Source organism: Brevibacterium sp. 91QC2O2 (assembly GCF_024580695.1).
GTDB lineage: Bacteria > Actinomycetota > Actinomycetes > Actinomycetales > Brevibacteriaceae > Brevibacterium > Brevibacterium moorei.
The window spans coordinates 35,983-50,106 of record NZ_JANIJY010000011.1 but is presented as its reverse complement, the minus strand read 5'-3'; the positions used below and the strand labels follow the sequence as shown (position 1 = coordinate 50,106).

Here is a 14,124-nt window from a genome sequence, read left to right as displayed (position 1 = left end):
CATCGCCTACAATCGGCCTGTGTCCCGATCCCATCCGCGCGACAGGCACGGCCGCGGCCTGCGCACCGAGCTCTTCGCGGCCCCCGTGCCCGCCAAACGCAGCCGCGCCGCGCATTTCGCACGGATGGCCGGCAGTCTGTTCGACGAACTGCGCGCACGCGCAGCCGGGCAGCTCGACCGCGTGGTGCTGGCCGTCGATTTCCTACCCGACCCCACCGCCGCCGAACCACGGCTGGCCGCGACCTTCAACGCCCGGGCCGAGGGCGGACACACGATCGTCATCTATCGTGCCCCGGCGCTGGCCGCCGCGGACCCGCTCGAACTCAGGGAGGCACTGTTGTTCGCCCTGGCGCAGGAGGCGGCCGGGCTGTGCTCCTTCTCAGCCGAGGAACTCCTGGGCCGTTGAGACCCGCGGCCGCTGAAGCCCGTCAGCGCAGGCTGTCGATCCCGCCCTGTTTCTTCAGCGCCCGACGTTCGCGCTCCGATAGACCGCCCCAGATTCCGAAGCGCTCGTCGTTCTCCAACGCGAACTCGAGGCACTCCATGCGGACCTCGCAGGAACCGCAGACCTTCTTGGCCTCGCGCGTCGAACCGCCCTTTTCCGGAAAGAACGCCTCGGGGTCGGTCTGGGCGCACAGCGCCAGCTCCTGCCACCCCGGCCCGCGCAGCTCTTCACTCAGCAGCCTTTGCAGAGGGTTGGGCACACTGACCACGGACGCATCGGGACCAGCCTGCAGCGGCACCAGTTCGACCGGGTCGATCTGCAGCGGGTCGGACCGGCGCGCAGGCTCGGTGACCGGATCCGCAGACCAGTCGCCTGCGATCCTGTCCTCGACGGTGGGCCCGGTGATCGATCCGAGCAGGTCGTAGTCGAGCTCGTGATTGCGCTGCACATTGTCCTCCGTGCTCACGTGCTTCCCCTTTCCCCAGGTGGCTCGTTGCGGGCACTCATGTATTCCCCTGCCTAGAATTACACGTGTGTCATTACCCATGAGTCAAGCTGCACTTTGCTATTTTATTCACCGACACGTGGGGTAATAGAACACACCTTTGATTCAAAACTCGGTGTGACCACAACATATTGTGTTCAACGAATGAGTCAGCACTATATATGCCATTTGCTGGGAGTTCCCAGACCATTTTAGGAATGCAGTGACATTCAAGCGAATAGGAGCGAGCATGACGGTCCCAACCGACTTTGCACAGCTGATCGGCCGCATCGCGGGCCACAGCGGACCCGCAGTGTCCTGGCACGGAGCCGACGGCGCCATGCTGGAACCCACCGGAGCGGTGATCGCCAACTGGGTGTACAAGGCCACCGGCCTACTCCGCGACTTCGGCTGTGGGCCCCGGGTGCCACTCCTCGTTGTCACGGACGGTACCTGGCACTGGCGCTCCCTGAGCTTCTCACTGGCCGCCTGGGCGATCGGCGCGCCGGTGATCTTCACCGGCCCGCTCGCGCAGCCCGCCGCCCTGGACGGTTATCCGGCCCACCTGGCACTGGCCGAGGAGGCCTGCGCGGACACACCGGCAACCGCCGCAGCAGACGAGGTGCTCGTCTACCCCACAGCGCCCCTGGCCCTCGACGTCGAGGTCCCCGATGGTTTCACCGACGCGGTCAGCGCCATGCGCGCCCACCCCGATACGGCCGTCCTGCCGCCGCTGCGCACCCTGTCCTGGGCGCCCGTCGGCGGCACCGTCCACGAGCTCACCCTGACCGGCGCCCGGACCGCACCGTTGGACCCGGAGGCTGACACCGGTGATGTCCTCGACGTTCCCGGCACCGACGCCGAACTGCTCGCCCTGCTCGGCCGGCTGGGGACCGGAGTGATCGGCCTGGGTTCGGCACGCACGGCACACTGACCGACATGTGCGGTCGACGCCGCATGACAGAATGGCGAACATGGACAAAGTTGTTTCAACACCCGCAGCAGCAGTGGCGGACGTCTTCGACGGGGCCAGCCTGGCCGTCGGCGGGTTCGGCGTAGTCGGCGTCCCGGAATACCTCATCCGCGCGATCCGGGACCAGGGCGCGCAGGACCTGACCGCCGTCTCCAATAACGCAGGGGTCGACGGACGGGGACTGGGCCTGCTGCTCGAAACCCACCAGATCAGCAAGATGATCGCCTCCTATGTGGGAGTCAACAAGGAGTTCGCGCGGCAGTACCTGGCCGGTGAACTCACCGTGGAACTCACCCCGCAGGGCACTCTGGCGGAGAAGCTGCGCGCCGCGGGCGCCGGGATCCCGGCGTTCTACACGATCACCGGCGCCGGCACCCAGGTGGCCACCGGCGGCATCCCACAGCGCTACGATTCCCACGGCGAGGTCGTCATCGCCTCCGCGCCGAAGGAGACGCACACGTTCTCCACCTTCGGTGCCGAACAGACCTATGTGCTCGAGGAGTCGCTGCCGGTTGACTTCGCGCTGGTCCGCGCGGCCAAGGGCGACCGGCACGGCAACCTGGTCTTCCACGCCTCTGCCAGGAACTTCAACCCGCCGGCGGCCCAGGCGGGCAGGATCACGATCGCCGAGGTCGAACAGCTGGTCGAACCGGGCATGATCGATCCCGATGATGTCGATCTGCCCGGCGTCTACGTCACCCGCGTGGTGCCCCTGACACCTGCACAGGTGGCCGATAAACCGATCGAGAACATGACGCTGACGAAGGACTGAGATGGCACTGACACGCACACAGATGGCCGCGCGCGCCGCACTGGAACTGGCCGACGGATCCTATGTCAACCTGGGCATCGGCCTGCCCACCCTGGTGCCGAATTACCTGCCGGAAGGCGTCGACGTCGTCCTGCAGAGCGAGAACGGGCTGCTGGGAGTGGGCCGGTACCCCCGCGCCGACGAGGTCGATCCCGACCTGATCAACGCGGGCAAGGAGATCGTCACGATGAACCCCGGCGGGTCCTATTTCGATTCGGCGACGAGCTTCGGCATGATCCGCGGCGGCAAGATCGACGTGGCCGTGCTGGGCGCCATGCAGGTCGCCGCCAATGGCGATATCGCCAATTGGATGATCCCAGGCAAGATGGTCAAGGGCATGGGCGGGGCGATGGACCTGGTCCACGGGGCCCGGCGCGTCATCGTCATCATGGAGCACGTGGCCAAGGACGGATCGCCGAAGCTCAAGTCCGCCTGCTCACTGCCGTTGACCGGGCAACGGGTGGTCTCGCGCATCATCACCGATCTGGGGGTCTTCGATGTGGACAGCACGGGCTTCACCCTTGTCGAGGCGGCCCCCGGCGTCACGGTCGACGAGATCCGTCGGGCGACCGAAGCGGATCTGACAGTGCCCACCGAACTCCCCCGAACCCCGCAGGGCGTCCTGACCGCCGCGGCCTGAGCCCCGGTCACCCTGCCCCGGGGAATGGCTCAGGCGCCGGAGGGGCCGGACGTGGCGATGAACAGCTCCCCCGACCCCGTCACCGTGACCGGGCCCTCGGCATGGCCGATGAACGCGGCCTGCCCCTGCAGCACGGGCAGTTCCTGCGCGGTGGCCCGGAGCTCCGCGGCGCCTTTGGTGCACAACACGATGGCAGGACCCGCGATCAGCTCCGTCCCGCCGGCGAACCGGTGCAGGGCGAAGTCCGCCACGGCCGGGCCGTCCACGCCGGCTGGCACCACCGGCGGCGGCCCGGGCCGATAGTCGACCAGTTCGCACAACAGCCGGGGATCGACGTGTTTGGAGGTCAGGCCGCCACGGACCACATTGTCCGAGGACGCCATGATCTCCACGGCCAATCCGTGTACATAGGCGTGTGGCACCCCCGCCTCCAGCGCCAGGGACTCTCCCGGAGCCAGTCGCAGATGGTTGAGCAGCAGGGCCAGGCACACGCCCACGTCTCCCGGATAATCCACGGCCAGGCGATCGGTGAGCGAGGCCGCATCCCGATTGCCGGCCACCTCGAGTAATTCGGGCAGCAGGGATCCCAGGGCCCCGAACTCGTCCTGACGGGAGAACAACAGCCGCAGCGCAGCGGCCAGCCCGGCCTCGGCCGTGGCACCGGAGTCGAGGGCCCCGGCCCATTCGCGCAGCAGGCCGGAGGCCTCCGGGCGCCCGAGTTCGGCCGCGGCACCGGCCGCACCGTGCAACACGGGGGCCGTCAGGGCCGGGTCCGCGAAGCCGCACAGGACCTCGAACTCGGAAAGCGCCGTGACCATTTCGGGTTTGTGCCACGGGTCCTTGAACGTCCGCCGTGGATCGTCCAGGTCGATCCCGGCGGCATTCTCCCGGTCGAACCCGGCGCGGGCGGTCGCGGCATCGGGATGGACCTGGATCGACAGGGCCCGGTTGGCCGCCAAGAGTTTGAGGAGGAACGGAAGTCGCGTGCCGAAGCGCTCCAGATGTGCCGAACCGAGCAGATCGTCACCTGCCAGGTCGAGCGCAACCGCCAGAGTGTCGGGGGCCGGGGAGGCGCTCGCGCCGACCGGTATCGGGCACCTGGTCGGTGCAAGGGGGTGGGTGCCCAGCCAGTACTCCGCAACGGGCTCGCCCGTCACCGGTCTGCCCAGCAGCTCCGGAATCGCCCGGACGTCACCCCACTCGTAGGTGCGAACGGCTCCCTGAAGGAGGTGCATGGATCCCCTTTGAAATCGCGGACGGCTTACTTCGTACAGCCTAACCCGCCGGCCCTGAACGCCGGGTGAACACCATGTCAAAAGCCTGCGGGGACCGGAGAACTCCAGATTGCGCGCGGGTGAATGCACAAGCGGGGCGCACCCGAATCGGTGCGCCCCGCAGGATCTGCTTACCGGCTCGCTCAGATGACCCGGATGACCACTCCGCCGGAGTTGAACATGAACTTCGAGGAGCGCTCACTGGTCCCGGTACGCCGTGAACCCGCGTCGATGAGCTTTCCCGGCTTGTCCGACACGATCGTGATGTGTCCCGGATGCCAGATCAGATCGCCCGGTTTCGCCTTAGAGCGCGGGATCACTTCCCCTGCTGCCTTCTGCTGACCCGAAGTCCGCGGCAGCTTGATCCCGTTCTTCTTATAGACGTACTGGACGAATCCCGAGCAGTCCCAGCCCTTGGTCGGAGAGGTTCCGCCCCAGACATAGGGCACTCCCACGTACTTCCTGGCGGTCTTGACGATCGCCGCGCGCTTCTCGGCCTCGCGCTGGGACGCGCTCTTCTTCGCCTTCTTCTTCGCGGGCTTCTTCCCCGGCTTCTTCGAGTTGTCTGCAGACCCTTCCCCGGTGCCTGCAGACGGCGCGGTGGAGACGGCGCCACCGGATATCGGTGGGGCGTTGCCGTCGGCCATCCCAGCGGAGAACTCGCTCACTCCGGCACCCTCGGCCCAGAACAGGGTCGCGCCCTGGAACCGCTGGGTGCAGGTTCCCCCGGCGCACTGCTCATCGCCCGCGGGATACCCCAGATGGCTCTTCTCGGATCCCTTCTTGGCCCAGTGAGCCTTGATCGCCCCTGATGTGGCGTGGGCACCGGTTGCCTTCGACCAGTGGATCGAGCCGGAGGCGAAGGTCTGGTACAGGCCCGCGGACAACTTCCCCTGATTGTTCGCGGGCAGTCCGATCCTCTTCCTGACCTCGGCATTCCAGGCCTTGGCGATCTCACCGGTGATGAGCTTGGCCCCACCCTTGGCGGTCCAGGTGATGAAGCCGGACTTGTACTGCTGGTAGCTTCCCCCTGCCAGCTTGGTCTCGCCTCCGACCTTCGCGCCCAGCGCTTTGGCATTGGCCTTGTACGCCTGCTGGATCGCCTCGCCCGAGGTGATCGGGTTGGTACTGGCCTGCTTGCCGCTCGATTGGATCGCGGCCACCGCTTTGCGGATCTGCGGAATCTTCGCGTAGAACGCATCACCGGGGCAGTCTGTGTCGCCGACATCGCGGTGGCCGACGATCCGGTTGATCCGCTTGCCGTTGACGGTGGTCTTGCCGATGGCCGGGACCCCGTCCTTCGACAGCTTCCAGGCGATTGTATTCTCAACGGCCACCTGGGCCGCCTTCGACGGCGCCTTCTTCATGTAGGTGCCGAGCACGGAGATGCCGAAGGTGCCCGTGTTGAAGTTCGACACATGGGCACCGATGATCGGACGGTCGACATTGCCGGCGCGGCCCTGCCACAGACGGCCGAACTTGTCGACCAGGACGTTGTAGCCGATATCGGCCCAGCCACGGCCCTTGACGTGGAAGGTGTAGATCCCGCGGATGATGCCGGGCACATCACCGGCGTCGTAGTTGTTCGAGCCCTCGGTGTGGTGGATTACCGCTGCCTTGACCGAGTCAGCATATGACGGGCCGCTGCGGCGGATGCTCTCATTGGCACCCCACGCCTTGCGGGAGGCGATGGAGGGCTTGGCGACCTTCTTCACCTTGGCCGCCACGTTCTGCACCCCGGCCGAGCCGCTGGCCTCACCCGCGGTGCCCTGGGCGACGGCAGCCGCCTGCTCTCCCAGTGAGGTGCCCGCCGGGAAACCCGTCGCCTGCACCGTTCCGGAGGAGTTCACCACTGCCGCGCCGGGAACCGACTGCTCATCCGGCCGGGTCGACTGTGTCTGCCCTTCGGCTGCTTGGGTGGTCGCGCTCTGGTTGATCACCGGAGTGTTGGCATTCACCGCCGCCTGGTCCGCCGCCGTCTTCTTCGGATCGATGATGACGAGCTTCGCGTCTGCCGGCGCGGAGGAGCCCAGGATGCGCATCTGCACAGCGGAGGCACCCGAGACGACAAAGGGATCGGTACCGGCCCGCTGATCGCCGTCTGCCCCCTGATCGTATGAGAGGCCGGTCCAGGCGCCCCAGCCACCGGAGGTCGACTGGGTTCGCACCTCGATATTGGAGGCGTTGGCGCCGGAGGCCACGACACCGACCACCGAGGACCGATCACGCGGAACGCTCAGTGACGCCGAGATGGCCGCGATCTTGATTCCGTCTTCGGTCTGCTGTTCGACATCACCGGAGATCGACGGGCTCGGGGCCGAGCTGGGCTCGGCGCTCGGCGTGGGCTTCGTCTCGGGGTTCTGAGTGCGCGGCGCCTGCGGCGTCTGCCGCGGAGCGGTGGAACCGGCATCGGACAGGCCCTCGCCCGGACCCTGCTCCGCGGGCCGCCCGGCGGCGCCTGAGTCCTGTGCGGATTCTTCTGCGGTGGAGTTCAAGGATGTCGATGCGGCTGCAAAGGCCTCGCCGGCCGCTTGCAGTGCCGTGTCCGAGGCGCCGAACTCCGCAGCGCTGAGCCGACGATTCTCCGTTGTCGAGCGCAGCGCACCTGGCATATTCGTCGTCGACTTCTTCGACACGGCGGCCGTGGCCGGCGAGGAGTTCCGAGCGCCCGGGGTCAGCAGACCCTTGTGGTCGACATCGGTCAAAGACAGTTCGTTGAAGCTCGGGCGAGCAGCACCCGCGGCATCGGCAACGGGCCCCAGCGCTATGCCGGAGACCACGAGAGCCGCAGCGCAAACGGCCGCAGTCGTCATTGCGATTTTCATTAGATTTAGCCTTATTCGAGGAAGACAGGGAAGAAATTTGGCCAGTCCGGAGATCACCGCCGGCTGCGATCATCCCCGACAATGTGAAATTGTTACATATTTTTCCGCGTGTCGCATTGCAATCTCTGTGCTCCCTGCTAGTTACACGGATGTAGTTCCCCGTCATTCCGCGGCCCGACCGGGCAGAAAAAAATCCCCGCGTCCACCTTCGATCGGGTGAAGGTGGACGCGGGGACACCCCGCGGGGCAGGTCGGGCGGGATCAGGGAACCGAGCAGATCTCCGAACCATCGGAGTCGGGGTCCTCGCCCCCGCCCGACTCTGCGCCGGAGGCCCGAGCAGACATCGCCTGCACCGAATCGAGGCCCAGCGCATCGGCATTGCCCTGTGCCTGCGCGCCCTTGTCGGAGGCCTTCTCGACGGCGGTGGAGACCATATCGTGGACCGTGGCGAAATCGGGATGCTTCGGCACGACCTTGGGCGGAGCCAGATTCAGCTTCGCCATCTTGTGCCCCTTGGCCTTGGTCGCCAGGTCCACGAACTCACCGACCTCGTTCTGCGGGATGTCGGTGGAAATGACCTCCGGAGCGGCGGCCGCCAGCTTGGTGAATCGCTGAGCGACGGTCATCGGATCCAGCTGTTTGAGCATGGCCTCCTGCACACAGCGCTGTCGGGTCATTCGCGCATAGTCCGAGGCGAACTCCCTGGACCGGGCATACCACAGGGCATGGTACCCGTCGAGTTCGATGTTCTTCCCCGGTTCGATCCACCCCAACGGCTTGTAGTGCTTGCCGGTGGCCTTGTTCGTCTTATTCGAGATCGGCACCCGGACGTTCGAGTCCAGCCGGATTCCGCCCATCGCGTCGACCAGCTTCTGGAAGCCCTTGAGATCGATCATCGCATAGTACTGGATATCCAGACCCGTCACACCCGAAAGCGCCTGTTCGGTGGCCTGCACACCCGCGGGGACCTTGTCGGTGTTCGGGAATTCGTCCTTGTGTTCTTCCCCCTCCTGGTACACCGCGTTGATCAGGCATTCGTCCCCGCAGTTGTAACCCTGCGGATAATGCGCATGCAGCGGTGAGGAGTCGGGGAACGGGACGTTCTGCATGTTCCTGGGCAGACCGATCACAACGGCGCGCCCGGACTTCACCTCGATGGAGACCACGGACAGGCTGTCAGGGCGCACGCCCGTGCGCTTCTTGCCCGCATCGGAACCCAGCAGGGCGATGTTGTAGCGGCCGTCAACGGGCTTCTTACCCGGACCCGAGGCGAAGATCCCCCCGAGCGCACTGCGGGTGGAGTTCAACGTGTTGACTCCCCAGGCGACTCCCCCGCCCACCAGCAGGACCAACACCAGGCTGACGGCCAGGAAGGTCGGCTTGGTACGCCGGCCCAGGCTGTCGATGCGGATCCGGCGCACGGAGTCGAGCATGCACAGCACCCAGTTCAGACCCGCCACCGCCAGCCACACCATCAAGACGATGAGCCCGAGCGCCGAGGACGCGAAGGACAGCACGGCCCGCTGTGAGACGAGCGCCACCACGATGAGCAGAACGATCAGCGCCCAGGAGAACAGCGAGATGAGCAGCGGAATCCTGGCCTTCCGTCGATCACCGATGATCGACTGCACCGAGCCGGGCAGGAGGGCACTGCAGATGAGCAACAACCAGCCGCGCCAATTCCGCATGCCGATGGGGGCATGGCGCGGATTGCGCAGTGGATCGACGTACACGAGTTCACGGCGTTTCTCGTTCACTGGCTGTCTTCTCATCTCCTGGCTCGAACCTGCCGCTTCAGGATATCGGCAAAGCCGCAAGGGCACTGGGAGCCGACTCCCAGTGCCCTTGCGCGTGTCGCCCCGCCGAACCTCTCAGCCCAGCAGCTTGCGCCCCATCACCAGGCGCTGGATCTGGTTCGTGCCCTCATAGATCTGCGTAATCTTCGCATCGCGCATCATCCGCTCCACCGGGTGGTCCTGCACATAGCCCGCCCCACCGAGCAGCTGCACCGCATCGGTTGTGATCTCCATCGCCACATCGGAGGCGAAGGCCTTGGCGGCGGCACCGTAGTAGCCCAGGTCAGCATCCTGGCGTTCGCTCTTGGCCGCGGCGACATAGGTCAGCTGCCGCGCTGCCTCGAGCTTCATGCCCATATCGGCGACCATGAACTGCACCGCCTCGAACGAGGAAATCGGCTTGCCGAACTGCTTGCGCTCCTTGACGTAGCCGATCGCGTAGTCGAGGGCGCCCTGGGCGATGCCGATGGCCTGGGCCGCGATCGTGATCCTGGTGTGGTCGAGGGTCTTCAGCGCCAGTTTGAGACCCTGGCCCTCGGCACCGATGATCCGGTCCGCGGGAATGTGGCAGTCCTCGAAGAACAGTTCGCGCGTCGGACTGCCCTTGATGCCCAGCTTGCGTTCCTTCTCGCCGAAGCTGAAGCCCTCATCGCCCTTCTCCACGAGAAAGGCGGTGATGTTGTTGCCGCGGCGGCCCTCGGGGTCCGTGACGGCCATGACCGTGTAGAACTCGGAGACTCCCGCGTTCGTGATCCACGTCTTGACGCCATTGAGCACCCAGCCGTCGCCCGAACGCTGTGCCCGGGTTTTCATGCTGGCGGTGTCCGACCCGGCCTCGCGTTCGGACAGACCGTAGGAGAAGCCCTCGCCGGCGGCCAGGCGCGGCAGGTACTTCGCCTTGATCTCATCGCCGCCGCCCAGGATCACCGGCATCGAACCCAGCTTGTTCACGGCGGGGATCAGCGAGGAGGATGCACATCCGCGGGCCACTTCCTCGATGACGATCGCGGTGGCCAGGGCGTCGGCGCCGACGCCGCCGTACTCCTCGCCCACGTGCGGAGCGTAGAAGTCCGTGGCCACGAGCGAATCGTGGGCCTCCTGCGGATAGCGGGCCTCGGCGTCGACGGCCGCCGCATGTGGGGCGATCGTCTCCTCGACGATTTCACGCACCGCCGCGCGGATCTCCTGGTGCTCCTCGCTGAGCTGATACAGATCGAACATATGAATCCTTTTCCTCGGGGGATGGTTTCCGCCCCTGGCTGATCCACGGGTCACGGCCGGACTGCCGTGGCCGAGATCACTGCGGGTCAGACCGTCCCAGTTTAGCCATGAGGGCCCTGCCCTTGGCCTCGGCACTGTCACGCAGGCCCGCCCGGTAGTCATCGAGCGCCCCACGGATCCGTTCGGCCTCTCCCCCGACCCCGGCGCCCAGGATGCGGGCGGCCAACAGACCGGCGTTCTTGGCTCCGCCGATCGACACGGTCGCCACCGGCACACCGCCGGGCATCTGTACGATCGACAGCAGGGAGTCCATCCCGTCGAGGTACTTCAGCGGCACCGGCACACCGATCACCGGCAGGGAGGTGACCGAGGCGAGCATCCCCGGCAGGTGCGCCGCACCTCCGGCCCCTGCGATGATGACCGACAGACCCCGTTCGGCAGCCGACGCTCCCCAGGCGATCATGTCCTGCGGCATCCGGTGCGCCGAGACGACCTCGGCGGAATAGGGCACGGCGAACTCGTCGAGCACCTCGGCGGCAGCGGCCATCGTGGGCCAGTCCGAGTCCGAGCCCATGACGATGCCGACGACTGGCGCGGCCCGCTTATCATCCATCGTGGTCATGCGAGGTCCTTCCGGTCCGGGTGGGGATTGGTGTCCACCCCTGCGATGAAGTCCGCCGCGTGGCGGGCTCTGGCCACCGCATCGGCGGCGGAATCGGAGCAGACGTTGACATGGCCCAGTTTGCGGCCCGGGCGCACCGACTTGCCGTACATGTGGACCTTGGCCGCAGGATCATGGGCCATCACGTGCAGATAGGCGTGGTACAGATCGTCGCGGTCAGCGCCGAGCACGTTCGCCATCGCACACGCGGGCGCGATCGGCGCCGGATCCCCCAGCGGCAGGTCCAGGACCGCGCGCAGATGCTGTTCGAACTGGCTGGTGACCGAACCGTCCTGCGTCCAGTGCCCGGTGTTGTGCGGGCGCATCGCCAATTCGTTGACGATGTAGCCCTCGGCCGTTTCGAACATCTCCATTGCCATCACCCCGGTGACGCCGAGGGCACCTGCCACCTTGAGCACATCGGCGGTGATCGTCGTGGCCAACTCGGCGGAGATCCCCGGTGCCGGCGCCACCGCCTCCTTGCAGATGCCGTCCTGCTGATAGGTGGCGACAACCGGCCACACCGCGGTCTGCCCCGAGGGCGAGCGGCCCACCATCACGGAGAGCTCACGGGTGAAGTCGACCTTCTGTTCGGCCAACAGCGTCCCGGCTTCGGCGAACCAGTCGGCGGCCTCGGCGGCCGCGTGGATCACGCGCACCCCGTGCCCGTCGTAGCCCCCGCGCGGGGTTTTCAGGATGAGCGGGAACCCGATCCGGGAGCCGAATTCCTCCAGGTCCGCGACCGAGGAGACCTCGGCCCAGGCCGGATTGGGCAGGCCGAGCTCGTCCATCTTGGCGCGCATCACGAGCTTGTCCTGCGCGTGGACCAGGGCGGCCGGCCCCGGGTGGACAGCATGCCCGGCGGCCGTCAGGGCCTCCAAATGCTCTGTGGGGACGTGTTCGTGGTCGAAGGTGATGACATCGACGGTGGAGGCGAAGGCCTCCAGCGTCGGGTAGTCGTGGTAGTCGCCCACCACCACCTGGGAGGACACCTGGGCTGCCGGGGCATCCGGCGCCTCCGAGAGAACATGGAATCCGACACCCAGGGCCTCTGCGGCTGGAGCCATCATCCGGGCCAGCTGGCCCCCGCCGATCACACCGATTCTTGGAAAAGTCACGACACCATTCTAAGGTCTCGGACCCGGCGGCTCATCCCACCGGAATATAGGGAATGGACAACTCACGCCGACTGACCGAACCGTGCTGGCCGATCAGCCGCAGTGCCGTCGGGGTGTCGTGGCCGGAGTCGACCAGGCCCAGACCCTCATCGGCCACCACGACGAGGTCGCCGATCCGGGCCCGCACCTCGTCGGCCGGCGGGGTCCCGGTGGGGCCGAACCATCCGCCGTCGATCGCCTCGTCCCGGCGCAGAACCGCCGCCCGGTCCCCCAACAGCTCGGAGAACGCCTGCGCCGCCGCGTCCTGCGCTCCCGGAACCGTGTGGATGTGACGGGCCCGGGGTTCGCCCGCGATGAATTCGACGCCGTCGAGCAGACCCGGCACGCCCGCCATGTCCACCCGCTGCTCCTCGGCCACGTCGACCATGCCGTGGTCGGCCACAATCGTCATGAGCACGTCTCCACCGCACACCCGGGACAGGCGGGAGAGCTCACGGTCGGCCTCCTCCAGCGCCGTCGTCCAGTCGAAGGAGTCATAGCCCTTGCCGTGCCCGGCCTTGTCGAGCGCGCCCCAGTACAGGTAGATCAGGCGCCGGCCCGGCTTGGCGGCCTCTGCACTGGCCTGTGCGACCCGCTCACCCAGGGTCTTCGAGCCGCGGAAGCGCCCTCCGCCCAGAGCGGAGCCGTTGAGTCCGCGCCCGGCGAACTTGGGCTCGCCCAGACTGACCACATCGATTCCCGCACCGGCCAGTTCCCCGAACAGGCTGCCGCCGCCCACCCAGGTGCGCGGATCGGGGCCGCGGTCCCAGGTCAGCTGGTTGAACACGACGCGCCTGACCGGGTCCAACAGGGTGTAGCCGAGCACCCCGTGGCCCACCGGCGGCAGACCGGTGCCCAGGCTGGTCAGGGAATTGGCCGTGGTCGAGGGGAAACCCGCGCTGATCTCGCGCATCCGCGGCAGCTGCCGGCGCAAGAATGCGGCGTGAGCGGCCCGTTCGCGCAACAGCACGGCGCCGAGCCCGTCTACCAGGACCACGATGACGACCCGCTTGCCGCGCTCGGGTTCCAGCGCCTCCGCGCGGGCGGCGCGTTCCGGGGCCAACACCGAGCCCGCGTCCAGTGACAGGGCCGCCGCCGGCAGCACATCGGCCAGTTGGGGCCCCGCATAGTCGGGTGGGGTGAGTCCCACCGGTGCCGGTGCCATGTTCAGGACCGCCGACTCAGCAGGCGGGCACGGTGGACCAGGCGCTTGAGCGTCAGTGCGAAGTGTTCGGCTCGGTCGACAGCCGCCTGCCCCTCCGCCTGAGCCGCCACCCGCAGGTTGACGTCATCGCCCACTTCGGATCCGGCGTAGCCATGATCGCCCTCACAAGCCGGATCGGCGCAGGTTTCGGGGTACACGTCGAGGCGACGGACATTGCCCCAGGCCAGATTCACCGAGACCTCGATGGGGCGCTGGCCGGGAGTATAGCGCGCGGGCTCATTGTAGACCCGGCCCAGTACCGCGCAGCTCACCCGTTCAAGGGCGATCTCCTCGGTATTGGTCAGGGCCTGCGCGGGCCGGCCCGCCTCCCCCTGATCGTCATCGACGTGCGCCAGGAGCAGCCGGGTCTCCGTCACCGCAAACACCGTGACGTGTCGGTGGATTGATTCCAGGTCGATGTGCGTGTCCATCTGCACGATGTGGGCCAGCACATCCTCCCCGTAGAGGACCTCTGCGATGAGGTCCTGGGTCAGCTGCGGATAGTACCCGGTGTTCTGCAGGTCGTGGATGAGCTCGGTAGGCACAGACATGCGGATATTCTTTCATGCCGGATGTGCGCACCGGACCCTCCGGGGCACCGACCCGTGCTTGGCAGTGGCATTCGGCATATG

The 14,124-nt window shown here is 66.9% G+C and carries 13 protein-coding genes; 4 read left to right on the top strand and 9 right to left on the bottom strand.

The features are described 5' to 3' along the window. Positions 1–19 precede the first annotated feature (19 nt). Positions 20–406, top strand: coding sequence for a hypothetical protein (locus NQ036_RS09580; RefSeq protein WP_257048699.1), 387 nt, complete (start codon positions 20–22; stop codon positions 404–406). 22 nt (positions 407–428) lie between these two features. On the opposite strand, the gene NQ036_RS09575 is transcribed toward NQ036_RS09580, so the two are convergent. Continuing rightward, the gene (locus NQ036_RS09575) at positions 429–911 is read right to left on the bottom strand and encodes a WhiB family transcriptional regulator (protein ID WP_373456763.1); all 483 of its coding nucleotides are present in this window, start codon (positions 909–911) and stop codon (positions 429–431) included. A gap of 268 nt (positions 912–1,179) precedes the next feature. Here NQ036_RS09575 and NQ036_RS09570 point away from each other — a divergent pair, with 268 nt between their 5' ends. The 3 genes from NQ036_RS09570 to NQ036_RS09560 are packed head-to-tail and all read left to right on the top strand — an operon-like array spanning position 1,180 to position 3,353. After that, a complete protein-coding gene (locus tag NQ036_RS09570; RefSeq protein ID WP_257048701.1) occupies positions 1,180–1,863 on the top strand; it encodes a hypothetical protein in 684 nt (227 codons plus the stop codon). 40 nt (positions 1,864–1,903) lie between these two features. Further along, entirely contained in the window at positions 1,904–2,674 is a 771-nt protein-coding gene (locus NQ036_RS09565) for a CoA transferase subunit A (protein WP_257048702.1), read from the top strand. A gap of 1 nt (position 2,675) precedes the next feature. Next, entirely contained in the window at positions 2,676–3,353 is a 678-nt protein-coding gene (locus tag NQ036_RS09560; RefSeq protein ID WP_257048703.1) for a CoA transferase subunit B, read from the top strand. 29 nt (positions 3,354–3,382) lie between these two features. Here NQ036_RS09560 and manA read toward each other — a convergent pair whose 3' ends face one another. The 8 genes from manA to NQ036_RS09520 form a co-directional block, all read right to left on the bottom strand. Continuing rightward, a complete protein-coding gene (gene manA, locus NQ036_RS09555; protein ID WP_257048704.1) occupies positions 3,383–4,588 on the bottom strand; it encodes a mannose-6-phosphate isomerase, class I in 1,206 nt (401 codons plus the stop codon). A gap of 182 nt (positions 4,589–4,770) precedes the next feature. Next, positions 4,771–7,452, bottom strand: coding sequence for an NlpC/P60 family protein (locus tag NQ036_RS09550; protein WP_257048705.1), 2,682 nt, complete (start codon positions 7,450–7,452; stop codon positions 4,771–4,773). A 261-nt stretch (positions 7,453–7,713) separates the two neighbouring features. Beyond that, positions 7,714–9,210 carry an LCP family protein gene (locus tag NQ036_RS09545; protein ID WP_257048706.1) on the bottom strand — a complete coding sequence of 499 codons (1,497 nt, stop codon included), beginning with the start codon at positions 9,208–9,210 and terminating at the stop codon, positions 7,714–7,716. A 114-nt stretch (positions 9,211–9,324) separates the two neighbouring features. Next, on the bottom strand, positions 9,325–10,470 hold the full coding sequence (locus tag NQ036_RS09540; RefSeq protein ID WP_257048707.1) for an acyl-CoA dehydrogenase family protein: 1,146 nt from the start codon (positions 10,468–10,470) through the stop codon (positions 9,325–9,327). Between the two features lie 76 nt (positions 10,471–10,546). Next, complete coding sequence (purE, locus tag NQ036_RS09535) at positions 10,547–11,092, bottom strand: 5-(carboxyamino)imidazole ribonucleotide mutase (RefSeq protein WP_257048708.1); 546 nt, start codon at positions 11,090–11,092, stop codon at positions 10,547–10,549. Then, positions 11,089–12,249 carry a 5-(carboxyamino)imidazole ribonucleotide synthase gene (locus NQ036_RS09530; protein ID WP_257048710.1) on the bottom strand — a complete coding sequence of 387 codons (1,161 nt, stop codon included), beginning with the start codon at positions 12,247–12,249 and terminating at the stop codon, positions 11,089–11,091. The genes purE and NQ036_RS09530 overlap by 4 nt, the downstream gene beginning before the upstream one ends. 31 nt (positions 12,250–12,280) lie before the next feature. Further along, positions 12,281–13,453, bottom strand: a complete 1,173-nt coding sequence (locus NQ036_RS09525) for an alkaline phosphatase family protein (protein ID WP_257058508.1) — start codon at positions 13,451–13,453, stop codon at positions 12,281–12,283. A gap of 2 nt (positions 13,454–13,455) precedes the next feature. Beyond that, positions 13,456–14,043, bottom strand: coding sequence for a DUF5998 family protein (locus NQ036_RS09520; RefSeq protein WP_257048713.1), 588 nt, complete (start codon positions 14,041–14,043; stop codon positions 13,456–13,458). Between the last annotated feature and the right edge of the window lie 81 nt (positions 14,044–14,124).

What these genes read in the sequence shown, in the direction of transcription:
- NQ036_RS09570 (WP_257048701.1), top strand. Translation starts at nt 1,180, where the DNA reads ATGACGGTCCCAACCGACTTTGCACAGCTGATCGGCCGCATCGCGGGC.
- NQ036_RS09565 (WP_257048702.1), top strand. Translation starts at nt 1,904, where the DNA reads ATGGACAAAGTTGTTTCAACACCCGCAGCAGCAGTGGCGGACGTCTTC.
- NQ036_RS09560 (WP_257048703.1), top strand. Translation starts at nt 2,676, where the DNA reads ATGGCACTGACACGCACACAGATGGCCGCGCGCGCCGCACTGGAACTG.
- manA (WP_257048704.1), bottom strand. Translation starts at nt 4,588, where the DNA reads ATGCACCTCCTTCAGGGAGCCGTTCGCACCTACGAGTGGGGTGACGTC.
- NQ036_RS09550 (WP_257048705.1), bottom strand. Translation starts at nt 7,452, where the DNA reads ATGAAAATCGCAATGACGACTGCGGCCGTTTGCGCTGCGGCTCTCGTG.
- NQ036_RS09540 (WP_257048707.1), bottom strand. Translation starts at nt 10,470, where the DNA reads ATGTTCGATCTGTATCAGCTCAGCGAGGAGCACCAGGAGATCCGCGCG.
- purE (WP_257048708.1), bottom strand. Translation starts at nt 11,092, where the DNA reads ATGACCACGATGGATGATAAGCGGGCCGCGCCAGTCGTCGGCATCGTC.
- NQ036_RS09525 (WP_257058508.1), bottom strand. Translation starts at nt 13,453, where the DNA reads ATGGCACCGGCACCGGTGGGACTCACCCCACCCGACTATGCGGGGCCC.
- NQ036_RS09520 (WP_257048713.1), bottom strand. Translation starts at nt 14,043, where the DNA reads ATGTCTGTGCCTACCGAGCTCATCCACGACCTGCAGAACACCGGGTAC.